Genomic DNA, 25,545 nt, shown 5'->3' with positions numbered 1-25,545 from the left:
GCAACCCCTACTTAATGAAACTGGACTGAGCAGCTCTCAAGGCGTCTTGGGCCCCAGAAGCTGATCCTTGAACGGGAGATCAGCCGGTGCGCTGATCCCGCTGGCTAGCCACTGACTGGTGAACCCCAGAATGAGGTTTTTCGACCAGTCAGCCACCAATAGAAATTGTGGTATCAGGCGCGAGTCCTGCCACCACTGATCCTGTTGTACCGGCCCCAGGCTCAACAGCCCGACAGCCACCACCACCAGCAAGGCTCCACGGGCGGCACCGAATGCCATGCCCAGGAAGCGATCGGTCCCGGAAAGCCCGGTGACGCGAATCAGCTCGCCGATGAGAAAGTTGATCATGGCCCCCACCAGCAGGGTGGCGACGAAAAGAATGGCGCATCCGGCGATGACCCGGGCCGAAGGCGTCTGGATATAGGATTCCAGGTACTGCGACAACGAGCCACCGAACATCCAGGCTACCGCACCGGCAATGATCCAGGTAAGCAGCGACAAGGCCTCTTTGACGAAGCCGCGCTTGAGACTGATCAGCGAAGAAATGGCGATGATCGCGAAAATCGCCCAGTCGACCCAGGTAAATGCCACAGTGTTGCCTGCAAACGGATAAGGCGGCGCATTTTACCAGAGCAGCGGGCTGTCGGTAAGCAGTGATTTACCGCCCGGCGCCAGCCGGGCAGCGCCTCTTCAACTGCGCTCGGGCTGGAAGCGCACAATGATGCCGTTCAGCTTCTGCTGGCGGCTGATCACATCACGCAGACGCTCGGCCTCGGCGCGCTCGATCAGCGGCCCGACATACACCCGGTTCATGCCACCGGCCGAACGGATATAGGCGTTGTAACCCTGACTGCGCAGGGTTTTCTGCAGGTTGTCGGCGCCCGCCCGGCTGGACAGGCTGGCCAACTGTACCGACCAGCTGACCGGCAGGCCATTGGCGTCGATCTTGCCCGCTGCCGGCTTGGCGGCAGTGGCAACCGTAGCGGCCGGCTTGGCTTCAGGTTTGACCGCAGCAGGCGCTGGCGTCACCGGCTTGCTGGCGACCGTTGGCGCAGGAACAGGGGCAGGCGTCGGAGGCGTCACCGGAACGGCCGTGGGAACCACCGCCGTGATCGGCGCGCTTGGAGCCTGAGCGGGCGCCGTGGATTCGTCAACCACCACCGGGGCTTCTTCAGGCAGCACCTGCGGCTCGGGCACCGCCACCGGCTCGACCTGCACCGGGGCCATGGTCGGCGCTGCCGGCGCTTCCGGCGCGTCGACACGCACCTGGCGCATCTCGTCTTCACGGGAGAACAGCATCGGCAGGAAGATCACCGCCAGTGCGACCAGCACCAGCGCACCGACCATCCGCTGCTTGACCACTTTATCCAGCAATGCCATCTGCCCCTTCCTCCATGGCGTGCCGGCCCAGCCACTGCAGGGCTTCGCCGACACAGAAAAACGATCCGAACAGCACGATTTCGTCATCGGCCGTTGCCAGCGCGCACTGACCGTCAAGTGCATCCGCCACGCTGGAATAACGCACGACCTCGGCACCGAGCCCGGCCAGGGTCGCCTCAAGCTCATCCGCCGCCCGGCTGCGCGCCGTGTCCAGCGGCGCAACCGCCCACTGCTGGAGTTCACCCAACAGCGGCTGCACTACCCCCTCGAGGTCCTTGTCGGCCAACAAACCGAACACCGCCAGGCGCTTGCCCTGCACCGGCCGCTCGGCAAGGCGTCGGGCCAGGTACTCGGCAGCGTGCGGGTTGTGCCCGACATCCATGAGGATAGTCAACGCCTTGCCCTGCCAGTGAAATGTCCGACGGTCCAGACGACCGACGATCCGCGTAGCACACAACGTTGCCGCAATCTGCCCAGCATCCCAGGGCAGCCCCAGCAACAGATAGGCTTGCAGCGCCAACGCGGCGTTTTCCATCGGCAGGTCGAGCAATGGCAGGTCATGCAGTTCGACCTGCTGGCCGGCGCTGTCCAGGCCGCGCCATTGCCAGCACTGATCCGTACTGGCCAGGTCGAAATCACGCCCACGCAGGAAGAACGGGCAACTCAGCTCGCGCGCCTTGTCCTGCAGCGGTTGCGGCGGGTTCAGGTCGCCACACAACGCCGGCTTGCCCTGGCGGAAGATGCCGGCCTTCTCGAAGGCCACCGACTCACGGGTATCTCCCAGGTAATCGGCATGATCAACACCGATGCTGGTGACCAGTGCCATATCGGCATCAACGATATTGACCGTATCCAGGCGCCCGCCCAATCCCACTTCAAGCACCACGGCATCCAGCGCCGACTGCCTGAACAGCCAGAACGCCGCCAGCGTACCGGCTTCGAAGTAGGTCAGGGAAATGTCGCCGCGCGCGGCTTCAACTGCGGCAAACGCATCACACAGCTGTTCATCGCTGGCCTCGCGACCGTCGATCTGCACCCGCTCGTTGTAGCGCAACAAGTGCGGCGAGCTGTAGACCCCGACCTTGAGGCCCTGGGCGCGCAACAAGGCAGCCAGAAAGGCACAGGTCGAGCCCTTGCCATTGGTGCCAGTCACGGTGATTACCCGTGGCGCCGGCTTGTCCAGCCCGAGCCTGGCCGCAACCTGTTGCGAACGCGCCAGGCCCATGTCGATGGCCGAGGGGTGCAACTGCTCGAGATAGGCGAGCCAGTCGCCAAGGGTACGTTGGATCATACGGTAGCAGGCGCCGGCGGAACGACGATCGGCTCAAGCACAGGTGCGACGAACTTCGGCGTCGGCAGGCCCATCATCTGTGCCAGCAGGTTACCCAGGCGCTGGCGCATTTCCTGACGCGGAATGATCATATCGATGGCACCGTGTTCAAGGAGGAACTCGCTGCGCTGGAAACCTTCCGGCAGCTTCTCGCGCACGGTCTGCTCGATCACACGAGGACCGGCGAAGCCGATCAGCGCCTTTGGCTCGCCGACGATGACATCGCCGAGCATGGCCAGGCTGGCCGAGACGCCACCGTAGACCGGGTCGGTCAGTACCGAGATGAACGGAATGCCCTCTTCGCGCAGGCGCGCCAGCACGGCGGAGGTCTTGGCCATCTGCATCAGCGATATCAGCGCTTCCTGCATGCGCGCGCCGCCCGAGGCCGAGAAGCAGACCATAGGGCAACGGTTTTCCAGGGCGTAGTTGGCTGCACGAACAAAGCGCTCACCGACAATGGCGCCCATCGAACCGCCCATGAAGGAGAATTCGAAGGCACTGACCACCACCGGCATACCCAGCAGGGTACCGCTCATGGAGATCAGTGCATCCTTTTCACCGGTCTGCTTCTGGGCGGCGCTCAGGCGATCCTTGTACTTCTTGCCATCACGGAACTTCAGGCGGTCAACCGGCTCCAGTTCGGCGCCCAGCTCGGCGCGGCCTTCGGCATCGAGGAAGATATCGATACGCGCACGCGCGCCGATGCGCATGTGGTGGTTGCACTTGGGGCAGACATCCAGGGTCTTTTCCAGCTCCGGACGATACAGCACGGCCTCGCAGGACGGGCACTTGTGCCACAGCCCTTCAGGTACCGAACTCTTCTTCACCTCGGAACGCATGATCGAAGGGATCAGTTTGTCTACTAACCAGTTGCTCATGCTTTCTTTCTCCAGTAACGGCGACCCGCAGGCTTTGGCTGCCAGGCTCGCGCGTATGCCCTTGAGCTCAATTCATGTATATCGCGATGAGGGTCCGGCTCCGACGCCTCGCGTACAGCGAGGTGCCCTGACACCGATCCATCGTCAACCTGTAAGGGCGACGCCAATGGCGCCACCCGGTAATTTCGACCGCCCCATAGGTGCGATCCGGCAGCACCGGGCTGCGAAAGCTATGGACGATGGCGCGCGGCCAGCCGTCACATCCGCAACAGCAGACCTTATCACGCCTGCTTGACCGCCTTGATAAAGGCTTCGATCAGCGCGGCATCCTTGATGCCCTTGGCCTGCTCGACCCCACCACTGACGTCGACGGCATACGGACGTACCTGGGCGATGGCGCTGGCAACGTTGGCGGGCGACAGCCCACCGGCGAGGATGACCGGTTTGCTGAGCCTTTCCGGCACCAGCGACCAGTCGAAGGCCTCCCCCGTACCACCTGGCACACCAGCAACATAGGTATCGAGGAGGATGCCGCTAGCCTCGCTGTACAGCTTGCAGGCAGCCTCCAGGTCATCCCCCGGACGCACGCGCAACGCCTTGATCCATGGTCGGTTATGACCCGCGCAATCGGCCGGGGTTTCATCGCCGTGAAATTGCAGCAGGTCCAGCGGCACCGCGTCGAGGATTTCGCCCAGCTCGCAGCGACTGGCATTGACGAACAGGCCCACAGTGGTGATGAAGGGTGGCAACGCGGCAATGATCGCCCGCGCTTGCTGCACATCCACCGCCCGCGGGCTCTTGGCGTAGAACACCAGGCCAATGGCGTCGGCCCCCGCTTCGGCTGCGGCCAGCGCATCCTCGATGCGGGTAATGCCACAGATTTTGCTGCGAACGGCGCTCATACCCTGTGAACCTCGGCTGATCTTGAGAGTTCCGGATGTTAGCAAATGGTGTGTGGGTCGTCAGCCGCCAGCGACTCGTAACCGGTGATAAAGTGTGGACCGATGTAACGCTCGGGCAAAGCGAACTCGTCGTGGTACTCAACCTGCACCAGGTAAAGGCCGAACGGATGCGCAGTTACCCCGCCCGTGCGCCGCTCGCGGCTTTCCAGTACCTCTCGGGCCCACTCCACCGGGCGCTCACCGGCGCCGATGGTCATCAGCACGCCGGCGATGTTGCGCACCATGTGGTGCAGGAAGGCACTGGCGCGAATGTCCAGGACAATCATCTTGCCGTGGCGCGTCACCCGCAGGTGATGAAGGTTCTTGATTGGCGACTTGGCCTGGCACTGACCGGCGCGGAACGCGCTGAAGTCGTGGGTGCCCACCAGGTACTCGGCGGCCAGCGCCATGCGCTCGACATCCAGCGGCCGGTGGTTCCAGGTGACTTCCTGCCCCAGATGCGCCGGGCGAATCTGGTCGTTGTAGATCACATAGCGGTAACGCCGGGCAATGGCCTTGAAGCGCGCATGAAAATGCGCAGGCATCTCTTTGGCCCAGCTGACACTGATGTCGTGGGGCAAATTGATATTGGCGCCCATGGTCCAGGCCTTCATGCTGCGCACCACCTGGGTGTCGAAATGCACCACCTGACCACAGGCATGCACCCCCGCGTCGGTGCGCCCGGCGCACAACAGCGTCACAGGCGAATCGGCGACTTTGGACAAAGCCTCTTCCAGGGTTTGCTGAACGCTCGGCACGCCATCGGCCTGGCGCTGCCACCCCCGGTAGCGCGAACCCTTGTATTCAACGCCCAGAGCAATACGGAAGAAGCCTTCGGCCGCCGATTCGGCAACCGTGTTATCAATAGTTTCCAAGAAGATACAGCCTGTCGATTTAGCAGATGGCGGGAATTATAACGACAACGGCAGCCACCAGGGCTGCCGTCGGACGTACAAGGGCAGGACTCAGACCAGACGCGAGAGCATCTCTTCGGCTTCCTGCTTCTGGGTATCGTTACCCTCTTTACGCACTTCGTCGAGAATGTCGCGTGCCCCGTCATGGTCACCCATGTCGATGTAGGCCCGTGCCAGGTCAAGCTTGGTTGCCGCCTCATCGGCGCCGCCCAGGTAGTCGAACTCCAGGTCGTCCCCCAGATCGTCGCTCAAGGCGGCATCTTCGGCGGTAAAGTGCGGTTCGATGGACGGCTGCTCCAGACTATGGGACAGCTTGTCGAGCTCGGCGTTGACATCATCCAGCTCGGACGCAAAGCTCTTCGCCGCGTCGGAATCGTCATCCAGCGACAACGACAAGTCGAAGTCTTCCGGTAACTCCAGCTCGCTCAGTGGGTCGAACTCCGGCATCGTCTCATCGAAAGCCGCGAGCTCGGCAGCGATATCGATCGGTTCGCTGATCGGCTGTGCGGCCGACTGCTCGACCGGTACATCCAGGTCGAAGTCTGACAGGTCGTCAAGGGTGACCGGCGCCTCTTCGGCTTGCACCTCAACTGGCGGCTCGATGTCAGCCACAGGTGCCGGAACGATCTCCTCTTCAACCACCGCAGGCGCCTCATCGGTTAATGGCGCATCCAGTTCCAGCCCTTGCAGGTCATCGTCCAGGCTCAGGTCAAAGGCGCTGTCCAGGTCATCTTCGACAACCGGCTCCGACTCAGGTGCCAGCTCGGCAACCGGATCTGGCTCCGGCGCAGGCTGAACTTCAGGCTCCGGTTCCGATTGCGCCTCTGGCTCAGCTGGCGGCTCATCCTGCAACAAGGCCTGAACGTACTGCGCATCGAGCTCGGCTGCCAGGGCAGCTGCACCTACACCACCCGCGACTGCCAATGCCGCCATGGCCGGGAAACGGCTCTTGAGGGATTCGACGTCGGCGTGGTTCTGGCCGGTAGCGATCAGTTGGCGCTCGTGCCCGACGAACGCATCACGGTCACCTTGACGCGCATACACCTCCATCAGCTTCAGGCGCAGGTCACTTCGTTGCGGCGCTGTCTCAACGGCGGGCTCAAGCAGGTCGGCTGCATGGTTGAGGCGACCACGAGCAATGCTCAGTTCGACCTCGTCAAGCAACGCATCACCGGTCGGCTCCGGCGTCGCGTTGGCAGCCGGGGCTACCAGCGGTGCAGCCATGGGCTGCGGCTCGGCCGGCTTCACCTCAACCGGCCGGGTTTCAGCCACCGGCGCTTCGGCAGCACTGGCTGCCGCCGCCGACGCGGCGACAACTGCAGGCGACAGGGTGACACTCGGCGGTGGGACTTCAAGACCCTCGAAACTGCTCGGTGGCAGGTCCAGGTCCGGGCCACGCTCGCTTTCTTCAGCCAGTGCACGAGCCATGCGCAGGTGCTTTTCCGCTTCCTGGTCAGCCTTGCGCTTGCGTGCCAACAGCAAGAGCAGCAAGAGCAGCACCAGCAAGGCGGAGCCTGCGATCAACGCCAACAACACCGGATTGCCAAGGATGTCGTCGAGCACTTTGCTGGAGCTGGCTGGTGCCGTCTCGGCCGCTTCCGGCGTGGCCGCGTCGACCGGTGCGGTATCGACCGCTGCCGGGGCCGGGGTCACCACCGGCTCGGCCGGTGCTGGGTCAGCCGGTGCAGGTTCAAGCTGCGCGTTGACGGCAGGCGGTGCTGCATCTGCAGGCGCCTCCTGGTCAGCAGCGCCCTCGGCTTCGAGCTTGGCCAGTTGATCATTCTTCAAGGCGATCAGGCGTTCCAGCTTGTCCAGCTGGCTCTGCAGATCGGTCATGCGGCTTTTCAGCTCGGCATTGTCACGCTTGGTGGTATCGAGGTTTTCCTGGGCAACCGCAAGCTTGTCGCTGACGGCCTTGCTGCCACCGGCAGCTTTACCTTCGGGTGCCACCAGGCGCAGGTTGTCCTGTTGGGCAATGCGCGCCGGCGCCGCTTCGGTGCCAGTGCGACGGGTAGCGTCCAGTTGTCGGGCGCGCGGCCCCAGGCGCCGGCCTTCACGCCAGGCCGCATACTGCTCGGCAACTTCGGTCACCGCCTGGCCCTGAGGAGTGCTCAGGACCTGCTGTTGATCGGGCATACGCAACACTTGCCCGGTTTTCAGCAAGTTGATGTTGCCGTTGATGAAGGCATCAGGGTTCAAGGCCTGAATGGCCAGCATCGCCTGCTGTACCGAGCCGCCCTGACGGGCTTTCGAGGCAATTTCCCACAAAGTGTCGCGGCGCACCGTGGTGTAGCTGGAAGCAGCGCTGACTGCCGGATTGATCGCCGACTCAGGCTTGGCGCCCGGCAACGCTGCAGCGTTGACCAACACACTGTAGTCACGCAGCAGGCGCCCGCTCGGCCACATCACCTGCACCAGGAACTTGACCATCGGCGCGGGCAGCGGCTGACTGGACGTCACCCGCAGCACACTCTTGCCGTTGGGGTTGATGACTGGCGTAAAGATCAAGTCATTGAGGAAAGGCTGGCGCTCGATGCCGGCCTTGGCGAACTCCTCGGCCGGGGCCAGGCTCGGGGCCAGTTCGGCCGCGGTAAGGTCGCGCACATCAAGCAGTTCAATCTCCGCGTCCAGCGGTTGGTTCTGCGCCGACTTAAGGGTCAGTTCACCCAAGCCGAGGGCATGCGCCATACCGGACGACAGCGCCGACGCTGCGGCAATTGCTAAGACCAGTTTGCGAATTCGAAGCATGACCTCTTCCTTTGAATGAACCGTCCCCGGCACCCGGGATAAATCCCGGTAAAAATTATCTGCAAGTATCTTTTACACAACTTGTTTTATCAACAATTGCGCCAGCTGCACGGCGTTCAAGGCCGCGCCTTTGCGCACGTTGTCGGTGGTCAACCACAGATTGAGCTGTTCGCTGTCGTCGATTCCGCCACGTACTCGTCCAACATAGACCACGTCTTGTCCGACTGCGTCACCAACAGGGGTCGGATAATCACCCTCCTCGACCAGCTCAATGCTCGGCGCCGCCTCCAACGCTGCATTGACTGCCGCCAGGTCAATCGGTTCACGGCTTTGTACCGACACACTGTAGCTATCGCCGAAAAACACCGGGACTTGAATACAACTCACGGAAATCTTCAGGGCCGGCAAGCCGAGTACTTCGCGCAACTCGCTGACCAGGCGCCGCTCCAGGGTGCCGTGGCCGTCGGCGTCGCTGGCGCCGACCTGCGCCAGCAAATTGAAGGCCATTTGCCGATCAAAGAAACGCGGCTCCAGAGGACGCGCATTGAGCAGTTCCGCAGTCTGCCGGGCCAGTTCGTTGACCGCTTCGCGGCCCTGGGCCGACACCGCCAGGCACGCGGTGACATTGATCCGCTCGATGTCGAACAAGCCCTTGAGTGGCGCCAGAGTCACCGCCAGTGCCACGGCTGCTGCGCTCGGGCTGCTCACCTGAACCGGCAGCGACAGGCTGTCGAGGCGCTGTGCATTGGCCTCGGGTACCAATGCGGGTGCCTGCTCGGCAGGCAAGCCGCCGGACAGGTCGATCACCGCACACCCCGCCGCCTGGGCACGCGGGGCAAAACTGCGGGTGACGGCCGTGCCGGCGGCGAAAAAGGCCAGCTTGACCTTGCTGAAGTCGAAGCTGTCGACTTCACGCACACGCAGGCTCTTGCTACGGAACATCACACCGCTGCCGGCGGATTCATTGCTGGCCAGCAAGTGCAAGGTGCCCACCGGGAAGTCTTGCTCTTCGAGGATCTGCACCAGGGCTTCACCGACAGCACCGGTGGCACCGATCACGGCGATATCAATAGGCTGGCTCATGGAAAAATCCTCTGCTGGAACGACGGGAGCGGCACTGTACTTGGATTTCACTCAAGGCTCTACTGTGCCCATCGCGGATAAATCCGCGAAAAGCCTTCTTGGGAAAACAAAAAGCCCGCGCTGTTACCAGCACGGGCTTTTTTTCAACTCACTGCAGCGATCAACGCTCCAGCAGGATCCGCAGCATGCGGCGCAGCGGCTCGGCCGCGCCCCACAGCAACTGGTCACCTACGGTGAACGCTCCCAGGTACTGCGAACCCATGTTCAATTTGCGCAGACGACCCACAGGAATGTTCAGGGTACCGGTCACGTTGGTCGGGCTCAGCTCCTGCATGCTGATCTCGCGCTGGTTCGGCACCAGCTTAACCCATGGGTTGTGCTGGCTGATCATGCCTTCGATATCGGCGATCGGCACATCCTTGTTCAGCTTGATGGTCAGCGCCTGGCTGTGGCAACGCATGGCGCCGATGCGCACACAGATACCGTCAACCGGGATCGGGCTCTTGAAACGACCGAGAATCTTGTTGGTTTCAGCCTGGGCCTTCCACTCTTCGCGGCTCTGGCCGTTAGGCAGCTCTTTGTCGATCCACGGGATCAGGCTGCCCGCCAGTGGCACACCGAAGTTTTCGGTCGGGTAGGCTTCGCTGCGCATGGCCTCGGCGACCTTGCGATCGATGTCCAGAATGGCACTGGCCGGGTTGGCCAGGTCATCGGCGACCGCCGCGTGAGTGGCGCCCATCTGACGGATCAGTTCACGCATGTTCTGCGCACCGGCACCGGAAGCCGCCTGGTAGGTCATGGCGCTCATCCACTCGACCAGACCGGCCTCGAACAGGCCACCCAGGCCCATCAGCATCAGGCTGACGGTGCAGTTGCCGCCGATGTAGTTCTTGGTACCGGCATCCAGCTGCTGGTCGATTACCTTGCGGTTGACCGGGTCCAGCACGATGACCGCGTCATCCTGCATGCGCAGGCTGGAAGCGGCATCGATCCAGTAGCCCTGCCAGCCGGCTTCGCGCAGCTTGGGGAAGACTTCACTGGTGTAGTCGCCACCCTGGCAGGTCAGGATTACATCGAGGGTCTTGAGCTCTTCAATGCTGTAAGCGTCCTTGAGCGGAGCAATATCCTTGCCCACAGCCGGACCCTGGCCACCTACGTTGGAGGTGGTGAAGAACACCGGCTCAATAAGATCGAAATCCTGCTCTTCCAGCATCCGCTGCATGAGCACGGAACCGACCATACCGCGCCAACCGATCAGACCTACACGTTTCATCGCAACTACACCTTTGCTAAAAAGTGGGCCGCTGCTTCACATGGAAAAACAGCAGCGGGCCCGAGAGATTACAGATTCCGCAGCGCTGCGACTACTGCGTCGCCCATTTCCTGCGTACCTACCTTGCTGCAACCGGCCGACCAGATGTCGCCAGTGCGCAAGCCTTGATCCAACACCAGGCTGACCGCCTTTTCAATGGCTTCGGCTGCTGCCTGCTGATTGAAACTGTAACGCAGCATCATCGACACCGACAAAATGGTTGCCAACGGGTTGGCGATGCCTTGGCCGGCGATGTCTGGCGCGGAGCCGTGGCACGGTTCGTACATGCCCTTGTTGCTGGCATCCAGCGACGCAGACGGCAGCATGCCAATGGAGCCGGTGAGCATGGAAGCTTCATCCGACAGGATGTCGCCGAACATGTTGTCGGTGACCATCACGTCGAACTGCTTCGGCGCACGCACCAGTTGCATGGCGGCGTTGTCGACGTACATGTGGCTCAGTTCGACATCCGGGTAGTCCTTGGCCACTTCCTCGACGATTTCGCGCCACAGCTGGCTGGACGCCAGAACGTTGGCCTTGTCTACCGAGCAGAGTTTTTTACCACGGACGCGGGCCATGTCGAATCCGACACGGGCGATACGGCGGATTTCGCTCTCGCTGTACGGCAAGGTGTCGTAGGACTGACGCTCGCCGCCTTCCAGCTCACGGGTGCCGCGCGGGGCGCCGAAGTAGATGCCGCCGGTCAGCTCGCGAACGATGAGGATATCCAGGCCGGAAACGATTTCTGGCTTGAGCGAGGAAGCATCCGCCAGTTGCGGGTAGAGGATCGCCGGACGCAGGTTGGCAAACAGGCCCAGTTGCGAACGGATCTTCAGCAAGCCGCGCTCCGGACGGATGTCGCGCTCGATCTTGTCCCATTTAGGCCCACCCACGGCGCCCAGCAGTACCGCGTCAGCCTGGCGCGCGCGCTCCAGGGTCTCGTCAGCCAGCGGCACGCCGTGCTTGTCGATGGCTGCGCCACCGATCACGTCGTGGGACAAGCTGATACCGAGCTGGAACTTGTCGTTGGCCAACTCCAGCACCTTGACGGCTTCGGCCATGATTTCCGGACCAATGCCATCACCTGGGAGAATCAGAATCTGCTTGCTCATGGGTTCCTCTTGTTCGACTCAAGCGACACGCCGCAATGGCCCGCCGGAAAAATAATCAGCACCCGGCCCGGCGCACCAGTACATCAGTGCTGAACGGGCCGTGGGCTTCATTCGGGTAATACTGCCGTATTTCTTCGCCCATCGCCTGCTGCAAATGGGGTACGGCGTCATTCAATCAAGCGTCACGGAACAACCACGGCTGGCTCGCGCGGTGCTTGGCTTCGAACGTGGCAATCGCATCACTGTCCTGCAAGGTCAGGCCGATATCGTCCAGGCCGTTGAGCAGGCAGTGCTTGCGAAATGCGTCGATCTCGAAGCTCAGGACCTTTCCGTCAGGGCGGGTTACGGTCTGCGCCTGCAGGTCGATGGTCAATTGATAACCCGGGTCGGCTTCAACCTGCTTGAACAGTTCGTCGACTTCCTCATCACTGAGGATGATCGGCAGCAGGCCGTTCTTGAAGCTGTTGTTGAAGAAGATATCGGCATAGCTCGGCGCGATGATGCTGCGGAAACCGTATTCTTCCAGTGCCCATGGCGCGTGCTCACGGCTTGACCCGCAACCGAAGTTCTCACGGGCGAGCAAAACGCTGGCACCCTGATAACGGTCGTGGTTCAAGACGAAGTCCGGGTTCTTCGGACGTTTGCTGTTGTCCTGGTACGGCTGGCCGACATCCAGGTAACGCCACTCGTCAAACAGGTTCGGGCCAAAGCCGGTGCGCTTGATCGACTTCAGGAACTGCTTGGGGATGATCTGGTCGGTGTCGACGTTGGCACGGTCCAAAGGCGCGACGAGGCCGGTGTGCTGGGTAAAGGCTTTCATGCTGCGCTCCCTTGAATCAACTCACGTACATCGACAAAACGGCCGGTGACAGCGGCGGCAGCAGCCATGGCCGGGCTCACCAGGTGGGTACGACCGCCAGCACCCTGACGGCCTTCAAAGTTACGGTTGGAGGTCGAGGCGCAATGCTCGCCACTTTCCAGGCGGTCCGGGTTCATCGCCAGGCACATGGAGCAGCCTGGTTCACGCCATTCAAAACCGGCTTCGACGAAGATCTTGTCCAGGCCTTCTTTCTCGGCCTGGGCTTTGACCAGGCCCGAGCCCGGCACAACGATGGCTTGCTTGATGGTCGACGCCACCTTGCGGCCTTTGGCGATCTCGGCGGCAGCGCGCAGGTCTTCGATCCGCGAGTTGGTGCACGAGCCAATGAACACACGGTCCAGCTGGATGTCAGTGATCGCCTGATTGGCGCTCAGGCCCATGTACTTCAGGGCCCGCTCGATGGAACCACGCTTGACCAGGTCGGCTTCGGCAGCAGGGTCCGGGACGCACTGGTCAACCGCCAGCACCATTTCCGGCGAAGTGCCCCAGCTGACCTGCGGTTTGATCTGCGCAGCATCGAGCTCGATCACGGTATCGAACACGGCGTCGGCGTCGGACACCAGGTCCTTCCAGGCTTCGACCGCCTGCGCCCACTGCTCACCCTTCGGCGCATACGGGCGACCTTTGACGTACTCGACGGTCTTCTCATCGGTCGCGACCAAACCTACCCGCGCGCCCGCTTCGATGGACATGTTGCAGATGGTCATGCGCCCTTCTACCGACAGGTCGCGAATGGCACTACCGGCGAACTCCATGGCGTGGCCATTGCCACCGGCAGTACCGATCTTGCCAATCACCGCCAGCACGATGTCTTTGGCGGTCACGCCAAACGGCAACTGACCTTCGACACGCACCAGCATGTTCTTCATTTTCTTCGCCACCAGGCACTGGGTAGCGAGCACGTGCTCGACTTCCGAAGTACCGATGCCATGGGCCAGGGCCCCAAAAGCGCCATGGGTGGAGGTGTGCGAGTCGCCGCAGACCACGGTCATGCCCGGCAAGGTCGCGCCCTGCTCCGGGCCGATAACGTGAACGATGCCCTGACGCACGTCGTTCATCTTGAATTCGGTGATGCCGTACTCGTCGCAGTTTTCGTCGAGGGTCTGCACCTGCAGGCGCGACACCTGGTCGACAATGGCGTCGATACCGCCCTTGCGTTCCGGCGTGGTCGGTACGTTGTGGTCAGGCGTGGCGATGTTGGCATCGATGCGCCAGGGTTTGCGGTTGGCCAGGCGCAGGCCTTCGAAGGCTTGCGGCGACGTCACTTCGTGAATGATGTGACGGTCGATATAGATCAGCGCCGAACCATCGTCGCGCTGCTTGACCAAATGCGAATCCCAGAGCTTGTCGTAGAGCGTTTTGCCGGCCATCAGACTGTTCCTCATCAGCGTCTTTCTATGCCAATAACCACTTGGCTTGTACGGACGATGCTATGCGGTTAGATTGGATAACTCAAATTCATAATTTTTATGCTTTGGATAACCAGGGGGAATACTTAACCCATGGATGTGGCCAACCTTAATGCTTTTATCGCCGTGGCTGAAACCGGTAGCTTTTCCGGGGCAGGCGAACGCCTGCACCTCACCCAGCCGGCCATCAGCAAGCGCATTGCCGGCCTGGAGCAGCAGCTGGATGTACGCCTGTTCGACCGCCTCGGGCGCGAAGTCAATCTCACCGAAGCCGGCCGCGCGCTTCTGCCACGGGCGTACCAGATCATCAACGTACTGGACGACACCCGCCGCGCCCTGACCAATCTTACCGGCGAAGTGGCAGGTCGCCTGACCCTGGCGACCAGTCACCACATCGGCCTGCACCGCTTGCCGCCGGTTCTACGCACATTCACCCGACAATATCCGGCGGTGGCGCTGGATATTCAGTTTCTCGATTCAGAAGCGGCCTACGATGAAATTCTCCATGGCCGCGCGGAAATTGCCGTGATTACCCTCGCGCCGGAGCCGCACAACCTGGTCCGCGCGGTACCGGTGTGGGACGACCCGCTGGATTTCGTCGCCGCCCCCGAACACGCACTGGCGAGCAACGGCGCCGTGAGCCTGGCCGATGTCGCCCATCACCCGGCAGTGTTCCCTGGCGGCAATACATTCACTCACCACATCGTGCAGCGCCTGTTCGAAGCCCAGGGCCTGACGCCCAATATCGCCATGAGCACCAACTACCTGGAAACCATAAAAATGATGGTTTCGATCGGCCTGGCGTGGAGTGTGCTGCCGCGTACTATGCTCGATGAGCAAGTTGCGCCTATCGCTTTGCCCGGCATACAGCTGTCGCGCCAGCTAGGCTACATTCTGCACACTGAACGAACGTTATCGAATGCGGCCAAAGCCTTCATGGCCTTGCTCGACAGCCACGCAAGGCAACCCTGATCCAACGAGGTAACCCGGTCAGTACGACTCTCAAGGACGCGTCACCCGCCAAAGGTCTGGTAACCGATGCCCAAATCAGCAAATCGCTTTCCGCGCCTGCCACGCATCCATGCGGCAGACCCCCAGGCGTTGGAGCAGACCTGGGAGAACGCGCCGCAGTTGCTGTCGGCGTTGAACGGCGCGCGGCTGGGCGCCTGGTTCTGGGATGTCGAAACCGGTCAGATCAGCTGGTCCAGGGGCACGCAGGCGCTGTTTGGTTTTGACCCCGAGCAGCCGCTACCCAATGACGTCGACTACCTCGACCTATTACCGCCGGAAGATCGCACCCGCGCCTTGCAGGCCTTCAATGCGATCATCAGCGGCGAGCCGGTGGAACAAGCCTTGCGCCACCGCATCTACTGGCCCGATGGAAGCCTGCACTGGCTGGAAATCAACGGCAGCCTGGTCAAGGACAAACACGGCCGCCCCCAGATGGTGGGAGTAATCCGCGAAATCACTCGCCAGCGCGAGCGCGAGACTGCGCTGATCAACTCGGAAAAGCGCTTTGCCACCCTGTTTCACCTGAGCCCCAACGTCGTGCTGCTGACACGCCGGTCCGACGGCCTCATCTACGAAGTCAACCAGCACTTTGAAAAGACCCTCGGCTGGCCGGGTCATCAAGTCATCAACAAGACCACCATTGAACTTGGCCTGTGGGCCAACCCGTTGCAGCGCCATGCCGTGCTCGACGCCACCCGTGACAACAGCGGCCCGGTGACCCTCGAAGTACAGTTCTGCGCCAGCAACGGCAAGGTGCACGACGGCATCCTCAGCGCCCAGAGCATCGAATTCGAAGGCACTGTCTACCTGCTGAGTACCTTCGTCGACACCAGCGAGCACAAACGTGCCGAACAGGCCCTCAAAGACAGTCAGGAACGCCTGGACCTGGCGCTGGACTCCGCGCAACTGGGCACCTGGGACTGGCATATTCCCAGCGGCATGCTCTACGGCTCGGCGCGCGCCGCTGAATTGCACGGCCTAGACCCGGTACCGTTCCATGAGTCCTTCGAAGCGTTCTTCGAAGGGGTTCCGGAGCATGAACGCAATTCCATGCGCAAGGCTTACCGCAGCCTGCGTGAGGGGCCGGCCGGCAACTACCAGATAACCTACCGCATCCAGCTGGAGAACGGCGCCTCGCGCTACATAGAAAGCCGCGCGCGGCTGTACCGCGATGAACAGGGCAACCCGTTGCGCATGGCCGGCACCCTGCTCGACATCACCGAACAGGTCGAGCGTGAACAGCGCCTGACCAGCTCGGAAGAGAAATTCGCCAGCCTCTTCCAGGCCAGCCCCGACCCGATCTGCGTGACGCGCCAGGACACCGGCCAGTTTATCGAGATCAACCCGGCGTTCACCCAGACCTTTGGCTGGGACGCCAGCCAGGTCATCAACCGCACTGCGGAGGAAATCGGCCTGTGGGCCGGATCCCCCGAGCGCGCCCGGCGAATTGAACAGGTGATTCGCGACGAGGCCCTGAACAATGTCGCCGTGGTGATCAACCACAAGGACGGCCAGCCCCTGACCTGCGTGATATCCAGCCGCCTGATCACCGTCGAAGAACAACCGTGCAGCGTCACCACCCTGCGCGACATCACCCAGCAACAGCGCGCCGAAGCCGCACTGAAAGCCAGTGAAGAGAAATTTGCCAAGGCGTTCCACTCCAGCCCCGATGCCATCACCATTACCGAGCTTGAAAGCGGCCGTTACCTGGAGGTCAATGATGGTTTCTGCCGCCTGACCGGCTACAGCACCGACGAAGTGCTTGGCCGCACCGCAAGCGAAATCGGAATCTGGGCCGACGACAAACAACGCACAACCCTCATCAGTGAACTCAAGGACAAGGGCCGGGTACACCACCGCGAAATGCTCGGGCGCAACAAGCGCGGAGAGATCCTCACCGTTGAAGTCTCGATCGAGCCCATTACCCTCAACGAAACGCAATGCCTGTTGCTGACCGCCCGTGATGTCAGCCAGCTGAAGAACGCCCAGGCACAGATCCGTCACCTGGCCTACCACGACCCGCTGACCAACCTGCCGAACCGCGCGTTGCTGATGGACCGCCTGAGCCAGCAGATCGCCTTGCTCAAGCGCCACAACCTGCGCGGCGCCCTGTTGTTTCTCGACCTTGACCACTTTAAGCACATCAACGACTCCCTCGGCCACCCCGTCGGCGACACGGTGCTGAAGATCATCACCGCCCGCCTGGAAGCCAGTGTGCGCCTGGAAGACACCGTGGCCCGCCTGGGCGGGGATGAATTCGTTGTATTGCTCAGCGGCCTGGAAGGCAGCCGCGACGAGGTCACGGAGAAAGTCCGCGGCCTGGCCGATACCCTGCGCGAACTGCTGGCCGAGCCGATGTCGCTGGATGGCCAGCGCCTGCAGGTGACCCCCAGCATCGGCGTGGCGCTGATTCCCGACCACGGCACCACCCCGGCCGACCTGCTCAAGCGTGCCGATATCGCCCTGTACCGGGCCAAGGACTCCGGGCGCAACACCACCCAGCTGTTCCACACCACCATGCAGAAGGCCGCCAGCGAGCGCCTGCGCATGGAAAGCGACCTGCGCATGGCCCTGGCCCGCGGCGAACTTGCCCTGCACTTTCAGCCCCAGGTCGATGCCCGCGACAACCGCATCATCGGTGCCGAAGTGCTGCTGCGCTGGCACCACCCACAGCTGGGCCAGCAGCCGCCTGCGCAGTTCATCCAGGTGCTGGAAGAAAGCGGCCTGATTCTCGAAGTGGGCAGCTGGATACTCGACGAAGCCTGCGACGCCTGTGCCGGAATGCTGCGCGACCATCTGATCGACATGGACGATTTCAGCCTGTGCGTGAACATCAGCCCACGGCAGTTCCGTCAGAACGATTTTGTCGAACGGGTATTGCGTAGCCTGGACGACTTCAGCCTGCCGTACAAAATGCTCAAGCTGGAAATCACCGAAGGCATTGTCATTCAAAACCTGGAAGACACCATCAACAAAATGCGCGAGCTCAAACGCTATGGCGTGAGCTTTGCCATGGATGATTTTGGGACCGGTTATTCATCGCTGACCTACCTCAAGCGGTTACCCGTGGATGCCCTGAAGATCGACCAGTCGTTCGTGCGTGATGCACCCGTGGACCCCAACGACGCCGAAATCGTCCGGGCGATTGTCGCCATGGCGCGCAGCCTGGAACTGGCGGTCATTGCCGAGGGGGTCGAGCTGTCCGAACAGCTGGAGTTTCTGGAGCGGCTGGGATGTCACCTGTATCAGGGGTACTTGCACAGTCGGCCATTGCCGCTGGGGGAATTTCGGCGGATGTTGCTGGAAATGCCAGCACTGTAGAAGCCGGAATGCGCCCCAAAAAAAAAGGGCACCCGAAGGTGCCCTCTTTTACAACATCACCTCACTCAGTTCAGAGCAGGCTTGCTATCCCCATTGATCGGGATACGTTTGGCTTTCGCCTCTTCCGGCACAATCCTCAGCAGATCGATGCTGAGCAACCCATTGGCCAGGCCCGCCGCCTTCACTTCGATATGGTCGGCCAGGCGGAAGGACAACTTGAACGCCCGCTGGGCAATGCCCTGATGCAGATAGGTAACGCTTTCACCGTTGCTTTCACGTTTGCCGCCAGTGACGGTCAATACGCCTTTTTCAACTTGCAGATCCAGATCCTGCTCCTGGAAGCCGGCTGCAGCAACGACGATTCGATAGTGGTCTTCGCCATGTTTTTCAACGTTGTAGGGAGGGTAGCTGCTACCCGCCTCGTTACGCGCCGCAGATTCGAACAGGTCATTGAAACGGTCGAAGCCTACGGAATGACGGAACAGTGGAGCCAGAGAAAAAGCAGTAGTCATGGTGCATCTCCTGAAAATCAGCGAGGTTGTTTAGTAACGCGACCCGACTTCGGCATCGCGTACTCCTTAGATAAGGACCCTCGCCTGCTTTTCAAGCACCCCTGAAAAAATTTTTCAGGCCGCCTCGCTGACCGGCATGCCGATCAATTGCCCCACCCGATCGCAGTCGGTTTCCCGGCGCAGCTCAGTGAACAATGCCACCGCCTCGGGGTAGGTGCGGGTCAACATTGCCACCCATTGCTTCAAACGCCCCGGTGCCTGACGCGGGGTCATTTGCGCGCGGGCCTGAAGCCAGAAGTCCTGGATCAGCGGCAACAGGCTCTGCCAATCCATCGGCACGAACTCGACACCGTCGCGCTCAGCGGCAATCTGCCGAGCCAGGTCCGGGCGTGACACCAGGCCACGACCGAGCATGATGTCTTCGACGCCACTCACCTCGCGGCAACGCCGCCAGTCATCCAGGGTCCAGACCTCACCGTTGGCGTACACCGGCACCTTGACCACGTCCTGCACTTTGGCCACCCACTCCCAATGCGCGGGCGGCTTGTAGCCATCAACCTTGGTTCGTGCATGCACAACCAGTTGCTCGGCGCCGCCTTCGGCCAAGGCCAGCGCGCAATCCAGCGCACCGTCAGGGCTGTCGAAACCCAGGCGCATCTTGGCGGTGACCGGAATGTGCGCCGGCACCGCGCGGCGCACTTCACGCAAGATGGCGTGAAGCAGCTCTGGCTCCTTGAGCAGCACCGCCCCGCCACGGGACTTATTCACCGTCTTGGCCGGGCAGCCGAAGTTCAGGTCAATCACCGGCGCGCCCAGCTCACAGGCCAATACCGCGTTTTCCGCCAGACAAACGGGATCGGAACCGAGCAATTGCACGCGCAACGGCACCCCGGCTGCGGTCTGCGCGCCCTGACTCAACTCGGGCGCGAGTTTGTCGAAGGTCGCCGCAGGCAACAGCCGGTCACAGACACGAATGAATTCAGTGACACACCAGTCGATGCCGCCCACTTGGGTCAGTACGTCACGAAGGATGTTGTCGACCAGCCCCTCCATCGGGGCCAGGGCAATTTGCATGGGTGGCATCTCGGGCGAAAAGGCGCGCAGTCTAGCAAAATCCGCGCACTACAGCGCTCCGGTCATCAGTGCCTGGCCGTAGCCCTCAATGAACTCCCCCGGCATACGCTTGGGTCGCCCTGTGGATAACTCGATGCAGACAAAGGTGGTTTGTGCGCGCAGCAAGGTGGTGCCGTCACTGGGGCGCACCAGCTGGAAACGCCGGGTCATCTTCAGGCGCTGATCCCAGTCGACAATCCAGGTGGCGAGTTGCAACTCGTCGTCCTCATAGGCACTGGCGAGGTAGTCAATTTCGTGACGTACCACTGCCATCGCCCGGTCCAGGCGCCGGTACTCGGCAAGATCCAGCCCCAGGCGCTGGGAATGCCGCCAGGCGCAGCGTTCCAGCCAGGTGACATAAACCGCGTTATTGGCGTGGCCGAGGCCATCGATATCGTCGGCAGCGACGCGCAGATCGATCGTGAACGGTGTTGCCAGATCCCAACTCATGCCCGCTCCAGGTCTGTGGTGAACGGGCATGAGTGTAACGGATGCTCAGGCCAATTGCCGCGCTGGCGCATGACCATGCGCCAGCAACGCCAGAACACCTTCGATCACTTGAGGGGCGGAGAGTACGCGCTGATGCCCGCCTTCCGGCAGCAGCAACAGGCGACTGTCGAACCATGCCTGGTGGATGACCTGGGCCTCGCTGGCCGGCACCAGGCGATCGTCTTCGGCGTGTATGATCAGCGCCGGAATGTCCAGTTGATAGCCGCTGACGTCCAGGCGGCCGAGCGGTATGCCAACGCCCCGCTCGACCTGGCGCACAAAGGCGGCGCGCGCCCGCGTCGGCAGGCCCAGGTGCTTGGCGAAACGCCGCAGCACACCCAGCAGCTGCGCCGGCGCCGCAACGCTCACGGCCGCTTCGGCACGCAGGCCCCACTGCAATGCAAGCATGACGCTGGCGCCGCCCATCGAGTGCCCGATCACCGCTTTCAAGGGCGGCAACTCCGCCGCCGCTTCCAGCAGCGCCCGGGCGAACAGCACGACATCCGCCTGATTGCCCGGCGAATGGCCATGAGCGGGGCCTTCAAGCGACACGGCGGTGTAGCCTGCCTGCACCAGGGTTTCGATCAGGCTCGCAAACTGAGTGGGCCGCCCTTCCCAGCCGTGCATCAACAACACCGTCGGCCCCTGCCCCCAGCGCAGCGCGGACAAGCCAAAACGCAGGGTGATGCGCTCAGCACGCGCCAGCAACGGCAACTCCCACTCGCGCGGCGGCAGGTTGCGCGGGGTCAGGAAGGCGCGGTGCATCTTGCCGGCAATGTGCTCTGGCGCCAGTCGTCCAAGGGTGCCGTTAACGCTACGAATCCAGCTCAAGGTATTCATCGCTTCGCTCCGGTGGCTCTCGCTCGTTCAGACAACCGCCGACTTGGCGGCACGCAGGATACGGTCAGACAGTTCGCCAGTGCCAAAGGCACGGGCCAGCGTCAGGCCGCCGATCATCAGGGCCATGTCGGCCAGCACTTTGTCGGCGTCTTCCGGGCTGTCCGCCAGGTTGGCCATCATCAGTTCCAGGTGATCGGCCAGCACTTGGCGGAAGGCGTCAGGAAGGCGCGCCATCTCGCCCAGGGCAGTTGGCAACGGGCAGCCCCGCTCGGTGGCATCGCGGTGTTTGCGCGACAGGTAGAACGCGGCCACCAGCGCGCGGCGCTCTTCACCGCTCATGCTCGGGTCGACCTCGGCCAGCAAGGCCCGGCGCTCGGCCAACAGCTGGCTGAAGGCTTCCAGCATCAACGCATCCTTGCTGTCGAAGTGCGCGTAGAAGCCACCCACCGTCAGCCCGGCGGCGCTCATGACCTGGTTGACGCTGGGCTCGGCAGGCCCGTGCTGGATCAGCGCGCTACAGGCAGCATCCAGGATCCGTTCGCGGGTTTTCGCTTTTTTGTCGTTCATGACCTGCCTCCGAATATTATGACCAGAATATTATTCTCATCATATTTTTCCGCAAGCGTTATTTCTGCCCGCTTGTCGTGCCGAGGAGGTAGGAGGGAAAGGAAAACTTTTTTCGAGGCAAAAACAAAAGGCTCATTCAATAATCGAATGAGCCTTGAAATCCCACAAAGTGGGTAAAATGGCGTCCCCTAGGGGACTCGAACCCCTGTTACCGCCGTGAAAGGGCGGTGTCCTAGGCCACTAGACGAAGGGGACTTGTAACCTTCGTACAGATCCGTTTTCACGAATCCTGGCAAAATTGGTGGAGCTAAGCGGGATCGAACCGCTGACCTCCTGCATGCCATGCAGGCGCTCTCCCAGCTGAGCTATAGCCCCAGATTTCTAGCCTCGCGGCCCAGCGACCTCTTTCGATGTCGCTTGTGCAAAACTGGCGTCCCCTAGGGGACTCGAACCCCTGTTACCGCCGTGAAAGGGCGGTGTCCTAGGCCACTAGACGAAGGGGACGAACCTTCTTACCTTGACAACCCGGCTGCTGGAACCCGGTTGACTTCGCAGTCAGTGTAGCTGACTACGAATCGGAATTTGGTGGAGCTAAGCGGGATCGAACCGCTGACCTCCTGCATGCCATGCAGGCGCTCTCCCAGCTGAGCTATAGCCCCACAATGTCGCTTTGAACTGAATCGCTTGGCTGGGTGCTTCGCGTTTCGTTTCGTTCATCGCTGTGGACGGGGCGCATATTAAGATCGGATGGCGAACCTGTCAAATATATTTTCAACAAAATTCAAAAAAAATTTCCGAGATAACAACCACTTACCGCCCCACCCCGGTTTCAGCCCGCAAAAACGGGGGTTGCAGGCGGATGTCTGTAGGAGCGGATTCACCTGCGATGGGCTGCGTAACAGGCCCATTTCGGAGTTGCACTTCCGACCTTCGCGGGTGAACCCGCTCCCACAAAAACAGTTGCGCCTACAGAATCACAACGCGATCCGCTGTCAGGCGATGGTGCCCAACAGCTTTTCCCACTCTTTGTTTTCTTTCTTCGACACACCACCGAGCAAATCCAGCGCCTGGCGCAGACGGTAGCGAGTCAGGTCCGGCCCGAGGATTTCCATGGCATCGAGCACCGACACGGAGCTTGCCTGGCCACTGATTGCCGCGAACATCAGCGGCATGGCGTCGCGCAGCTTCAGCTCCAGCGCTTCGACTACCGCCTGGATGCAGCCGGTGATACGGTCTTTTTCCCACTGACGGAGGCTTTCCAGCTTCCACAGGATCAGCTGGATGACCTGGCGCACCTGATCGGCGGACAGTTTCTTGTGCTCGAACAGTTTGGCGTCGAGTTTCAGCGCGCCTTCAAAGAAGAAGCCACCCAGCGGGGCGATCTGGCTGAAGGTCTCTACCCTGCCCTGCACGTGCGGCGCGATCTTCATCATGTAGTTGCTGTTGAACGCCCACTTCTGCACGCGCGCGGCAAATTCTTCCACCGGCAGGTCGCGCAGCCACTGGCCGTTCAGCCAGGACAGCTTCTCGATATCGAAGATCGGCCCGCCCAGGGAAACCCGCGACAGGTCGAAATGCTCGACCATCTCGGCCAGGGAGAACTTTTCACGCTCGTCCGGCATCGACCAGCCCATGCGCCCCAGGTAGTTGAGCATGGCTTCCGGCATGAAGCCCATGCGCTCGTAGAAGGTCACCGAGGTCGGGTTCTTGCGCTTGGACAGCTTGCTCTTGTCCGGGTTACGCAGCAGCGGCATGTAGCACAGGGTCGGCTGTTCCCAACCGAAGTACTCGTACAGCTTGATCAGCTTCGGCGCCGACGGCAGCCATTCTTCGCCACGCAACACGTGGGTGATGCCCATCAGGTGGTCATCGACGACGTTGGCCAGGAAGTAGGTCGGCAGGCCATCGGTCTTCATCAGGACCTGCATGTCCATGCGGTCCCACGGGATCTCGACATCGCCACGGAGCATGTCCGGCACCACGCAGACGCCTTCGCTCGGCACTTTCATGCGGATCACATGCGGCTCGCCAGCGGCCAGGCGGCGCTGCACCTCTTCAGCCGAGAGCAACAAGGCACGGCCGTCGTAGCGCGGGGTTTCGCCGCGGGCCATCTGCTCGGCACGCATCTGATCCAGCTCTTCGGCAGTGCAGAAGCACGGGAATGCGTGGCCCATGTCGACCAGTTGCTGGGCGTACTGTTTGTAGATATCGCCCCGCTCGCTCTGCCGGTACGGGCCATGCGGGCCGCCGACGTCCGGACCTTCGCTCCACTCGATGCCGAGCCAGCGCAGGGCGTCGAAGATCTGCTGTTCCGACTCGCGGGTCGAACGCAGCTGGTCGGTATCTTCGATACGCAGGATGAACTCGCCGCCGTGCTGCTTGGCGAAGCAGTAGTTGAACAGGGCGATGTAGGCGGTGCCGACATGGGGATCGCCAGTAGGCGAAGGCGCGATACGCGTGCGAACGGTGGTCATGGACAGTCTCGAACAAGAGATGAAACAAAGGCTGGATGTTAACAGGGAGCGGGCATCGGGCTCCAGCAATGGGCGCAATCACCCCTTGTGGATGCGGATCCAAACACGGTTAAATTTGCTTACATTTTTGGAACGATGGTACCCATGCCCGCTCAACTCAAACGCCGCCTGCTGGTTTTTCTCACGCTGGTCCTGCTGATTGCCCTCGCCTTTCTTGCCCATTGGTACTTCAAAGGGCGCTTCTACGAAAGCACCGACAACGCCTATGTGCAAGGCGAAATCACCCGCGTGTCCAGCCAGCTTAGCGCCCGCATCGACGAAGTGCTGGTCCAGGACAACCAGCATGTGGCCAAGGGCGACCTGCTGGTACGCCTGGAGCCGGATGATTTTCGTCTGGCTGTAGACCGTGCCCGCGCCGCCCTCGACACCCGCCAGGCCGAGCGCCTGCAAGCCGAAAGCCGCCTAACCCAGCAAGCCAGCATGATCGCCGCCGGTCAGGCCCAGGTCGCCGCCAATCAGGCCACACTGGGCCGCGCCGTGCTGGACCTGACCCGCGCCGAAGCCCTGCGCAAGCCAGGCTTCGTCTCCGAAGAACGGGTCACCACCCTGTCGGCGGAAAACAATGTCGCCCGCTCCCAGGTAAGCAAGGCCCAGGCCGACCTGCAAGGCCAGCGCCAGCAGGTCAACGCCCTGACTGCTGAAATCAAGCGCCTGGATGCGCAGATCGTCAATGCACGTACCGACCTGGCCCAGGCCGAACTGAACCTGACCCGCAGCGAAATCCGTGCACCGATCAGCGGCATGATCGGCCAGCGCGCCGCCCGCAATGGTCAGGTGGTACAGGCCGGCGCCTACCTGCTGTCGATCGTTCCGGACGAAGCCATCTGGATTCAGGCCAACTTCAAGGAAACCCAGATCGGCCACATGCAGCCCGGGCAAAAAGCCGAGCTGGTATTCGACAGCTACCCCGACACCCCGATCGAGGCCCGTGTCGATAGCCTGTTCGCGGCCTCCGGCGCGCAGTTCAGCCTGTTGCCACCGGACAACGCCACCGGCAACTTCACCAAGGTGGTGCAGCGCATTCCGGTCAAGCTGACCTTTGCTGCCGATAACCCGTTGCAAGGCAGGATCCGCCCGGGCATGTCGGTCACCGCGACCGTGGACATCCGGGACACCGCCGACCATGGCCGGTGATGCGTTGATCCGTCCCGTCGGCGAACCCAGCCGACGC

21 protein-coding genes and 4 tRNA genes are annotated in these 25,545 nt (G+C 61.8%); 3 read left to right on the top strand and 22 right to left on the bottom strand.

Features of this window, described 5'->3' with window-relative positions; translation table 11 throughout:
• Nucleotides 1-36: 36 nt before the first annotated feature.
• From DM813_RS24830 to leuC, 12 genes are all read right to left on the bottom strand, one after another.
• Nucleotides 37-591: a CvpA family protein gene (locus DM813_RS24830; RefSeq protein ID WP_045187244.1), complete on the bottom strand. Its 555-nt coding sequence runs from the start codon at nt 589-591 to the stop codon at nt 37-39.
• Nucleotides 592-690: 99 nt separating this feature from the next.
• Nucleotides 691-1,380, bottom strand: coding sequence for an SPOR domain-containing protein (locus tag DM813_RS24825; RefSeq protein ID WP_128326051.1), 690 nt, complete (start codon nt 1,378-1,380; stop codon nt 691-693).
• Complete coding sequence (gene folC / locus DM813_RS24820) at nt 1,364-2,671, bottom strand: bifunctional tetrahydrofolate synthase/dihydrofolate synthase (RefSeq protein WP_128326050.1); 1,308 nt, start codon at nt 2,669-2,671, stop codon at nt 1,364-1,366. Before folC ends, DM813_RS24825 begins: the two co-directional genes overlap by 17 nt.
• Entirely contained in the window at nt 2,668-3,588 is a 921-nt protein-coding gene (gene accD / locus DM813_RS24815) for an acetyl-CoA carboxylase, carboxyltransferase subunit beta (RefSeq protein WP_128326049.1), read from the bottom strand. The genes folC and accD overlap by 4 nt, the downstream gene beginning before the upstream one ends.
• 281 nt (nt 3,589-3,869) lie before the next feature.
• Nucleotides 3,870-4,490, bottom strand: coding sequence for a phosphoribosylanthranilate isomerase (locus DM813_RS24810; protein ID WP_128326048.1), 621 nt, complete (start codon nt 4,488-4,490; stop codon nt 3,870-3,872).
• Between the two features lie 38 nt (nt 4,491-4,528).
• Entirely contained in the window at nt 4,529-5,404 is an 876-nt protein-coding gene (gene truA, locus DM813_RS24805; RefSeq protein ID WP_128326047.1) for a tRNA pseudouridine(38-40) synthase TruA, read from the bottom strand.
• A 90-nt stretch (nt 5,405-5,494) separates the two neighbouring features.
• Nucleotides 5,495-8,191: a FimV/HubP family polar landmark protein gene (locus tag DM813_RS24800; protein WP_128326046.1), complete on the bottom strand. Its 2,697-nt coding sequence runs from the start codon at nt 8,189-8,191 to the stop codon at nt 5,495-5,497.
• A 72-nt stretch (nt 8,192-8,263) separates the two neighbouring features.
• Nucleotides 8,264-9,274, bottom strand: a complete 1,011-nt coding sequence (locus DM813_RS24795; protein WP_128326045.1) for an aspartate-semialdehyde dehydrogenase — start codon at nt 9,272-9,274, stop codon at nt 8,264-8,266.
• Nucleotides 9,275-9,434: 160 nt separating this feature from the next.
• Nucleotides 9,435-10,547, bottom strand: a complete 1,113-nt coding sequence (gene asd / locus DM813_RS24790; protein ID WP_128326044.1) for an aspartate-semialdehyde dehydrogenase — start codon at nt 10,545-10,547, stop codon at nt 9,435-9,437.
• A 68-nt stretch (nt 10,548-10,615) separates the two neighbouring features.
• Nucleotides 10,616-11,698: a 3-isopropylmalate dehydrogenase gene (gene leuB, locus DM813_RS24785; RefSeq protein WP_128326043.1), complete on the bottom strand. Its 1,083-nt coding sequence runs from the start codon at nt 11,696-11,698 to the stop codon at nt 10,616-10,618.
• Between the two features lie 175 nt (nt 11,699-11,873).
• Nucleotides 11,874-12,518, bottom strand: a complete 645-nt coding sequence (gene leuD / locus DM813_RS24775) for a 3-isopropylmalate dehydratase small subunit (protein WP_128326042.1) — start codon at nt 12,516-12,518, stop codon at nt 11,874-11,876.
• On the bottom strand, nt 12,515-13,948 hold the full coding sequence (gene leuC / locus DM813_RS24770; RefSeq protein ID WP_128326041.1) for a 3-isopropylmalate dehydratase large subunit: 1,434 nt from the start codon (nt 13,946-13,948) through the stop codon (nt 12,515-12,517). Before leuC ends, leuD begins: the two co-directional genes overlap by 4 nt.
• Nucleotides 13,949-14,080: 132 nt before the next feature.
• On the opposite strand from leuC, the gene DM813_RS24765 reads away from it, so the two are divergent.
• Together DM813_RS24765 and DM813_RS24760 are read left to right on the top strand one after the other, a co-directional pair.
• Nucleotides 14,081-14,959 carry a LysR family transcriptional regulator gene (locus DM813_RS24765; protein WP_128326040.1) on the top strand — a complete coding sequence of 293 codons (879 nt, stop codon included), beginning with the start codon at nt 14,081-14,083 and terminating at the stop codon, nt 14,957-14,959.
• Nucleotides 14,960-15,025: 66 nt separating this feature from the next.
• Nucleotides 15,026-18,319, top strand: coding sequence for a sensor domain-containing protein (locus tag DM813_RS24760; protein WP_128326039.1), 3,294 nt, complete (start codon nt 15,026-15,028; stop codon nt 18,317-18,319).
• 65 nt (nt 18,320-18,384) lie between these two features.
• Here DM813_RS24760 and DM813_RS24755 read toward each other — a convergent pair whose 3' ends face one another.
• The 10 genes from DM813_RS24755 to gltX form a co-directional block, all read right to left on the bottom strand.
• Nucleotides 18,385-18,831, bottom strand: a complete 447-nt coding sequence (locus DM813_RS24755) for an Hsp20 family protein (RefSeq protein WP_128326038.1) — start codon at nt 18,829-18,831, stop codon at nt 18,385-18,387.
• Between the two features lie 114 nt (nt 18,832-18,945).
• Nucleotides 18,946-19,905, bottom strand: coding sequence for a tRNA dihydrouridine synthase (locus DM813_RS24750; protein WP_128326037.1), 960 nt, complete (start codon nt 19,903-19,905; stop codon nt 18,946-18,948).
• A gap of 48 nt (nt 19,906-19,953) precedes the next feature.
• Nucleotides 19,954-20,394, bottom strand: coding sequence for an acyl-CoA thioesterase (locus DM813_RS24745; protein WP_128326036.1), 441 nt, complete (start codon nt 20,392-20,394; stop codon nt 19,954-19,956).
• Between the two features lie 45 nt (nt 20,395-20,439).
• Complete coding sequence (locus DM813_RS24740) at nt 20,440-21,273, bottom strand: alpha/beta fold hydrolase (protein WP_128326035.1); 834 nt, start codon at nt 21,271-21,273, stop codon at nt 20,440-20,442.
• 27 nt (nt 21,274-21,300) lie between these two features.
• Nucleotides 21,301-21,840 carry a TetR/AcrR family transcriptional regulator gene (locus tag DM813_RS24735; protein ID WP_128326034.1) on the bottom strand — a complete coding sequence of 180 codons (540 nt, stop codon included), beginning with the start codon at nt 21,838-21,840 and terminating at the stop codon, nt 21,301-21,303.
• A 179-nt stretch (nt 21,841-22,019) separates the two neighbouring features.
• Nucleotides 22,020-22,095: transfer RNA gene (locus DM813_RS24730), tRNA-Glu, on the bottom strand.
• A 44-nt stretch (nt 22,096-22,139) separates the two neighbouring features.
• Nucleotides 22,140-22,215, bottom strand: a tRNA-Ala gene (locus tag DM813_RS24725).
• A gap of 53 nt (nt 22,216-22,268) precedes the next feature.
• Nucleotides 22,269-22,344: transfer RNA gene (locus tag DM813_RS24720), tRNA-Glu, on the bottom strand.
• Nucleotides 22,345-22,423: 79 nt separating this feature from the next.
• Nucleotides 22,424-22,499: transfer RNA gene (locus DM813_RS24715), tRNA-Ala, on the bottom strand.
• Nucleotides 22,500-22,832: 333 nt separating this feature from the next.
• Nucleotides 22,833-24,314, bottom strand: a complete 1,482-nt coding sequence (gene gltX / locus DM813_RS24710) for a glutamate--tRNA ligase (RefSeq protein ID WP_128326033.1) — start codon at nt 24,312-24,314, stop codon at nt 22,833-22,835.
• A gap of 144 nt (nt 24,315-24,458) precedes the next feature.
• On the opposite strand from gltX, the gene DM813_RS24705 reads away from it, so the two are divergent.
• Complete coding sequence (locus DM813_RS24705; protein WP_128326032.1) at nt 24,459-25,508, top strand: HlyD family secretion protein; 1,050 nt, start codon at nt 24,459-24,461, stop codon at nt 25,506-25,508.
• Nucleotides 25,509-25,545: the final 37 nt, after the last annotated feature.

The organism is Pseudomonas alkylphenolica, from assembly GCF_004025535.1.
Taxonomy (GTDB): Bacteria; Pseudomonadota; Gammaproteobacteria; order Pseudomonadales; family Pseudomonadaceae; genus Aquipseudomonas; species Aquipseudomonas alkylphenolica_A.
This window is presented reverse-complemented; position numbering and strand designations above follow the sequence as displayed.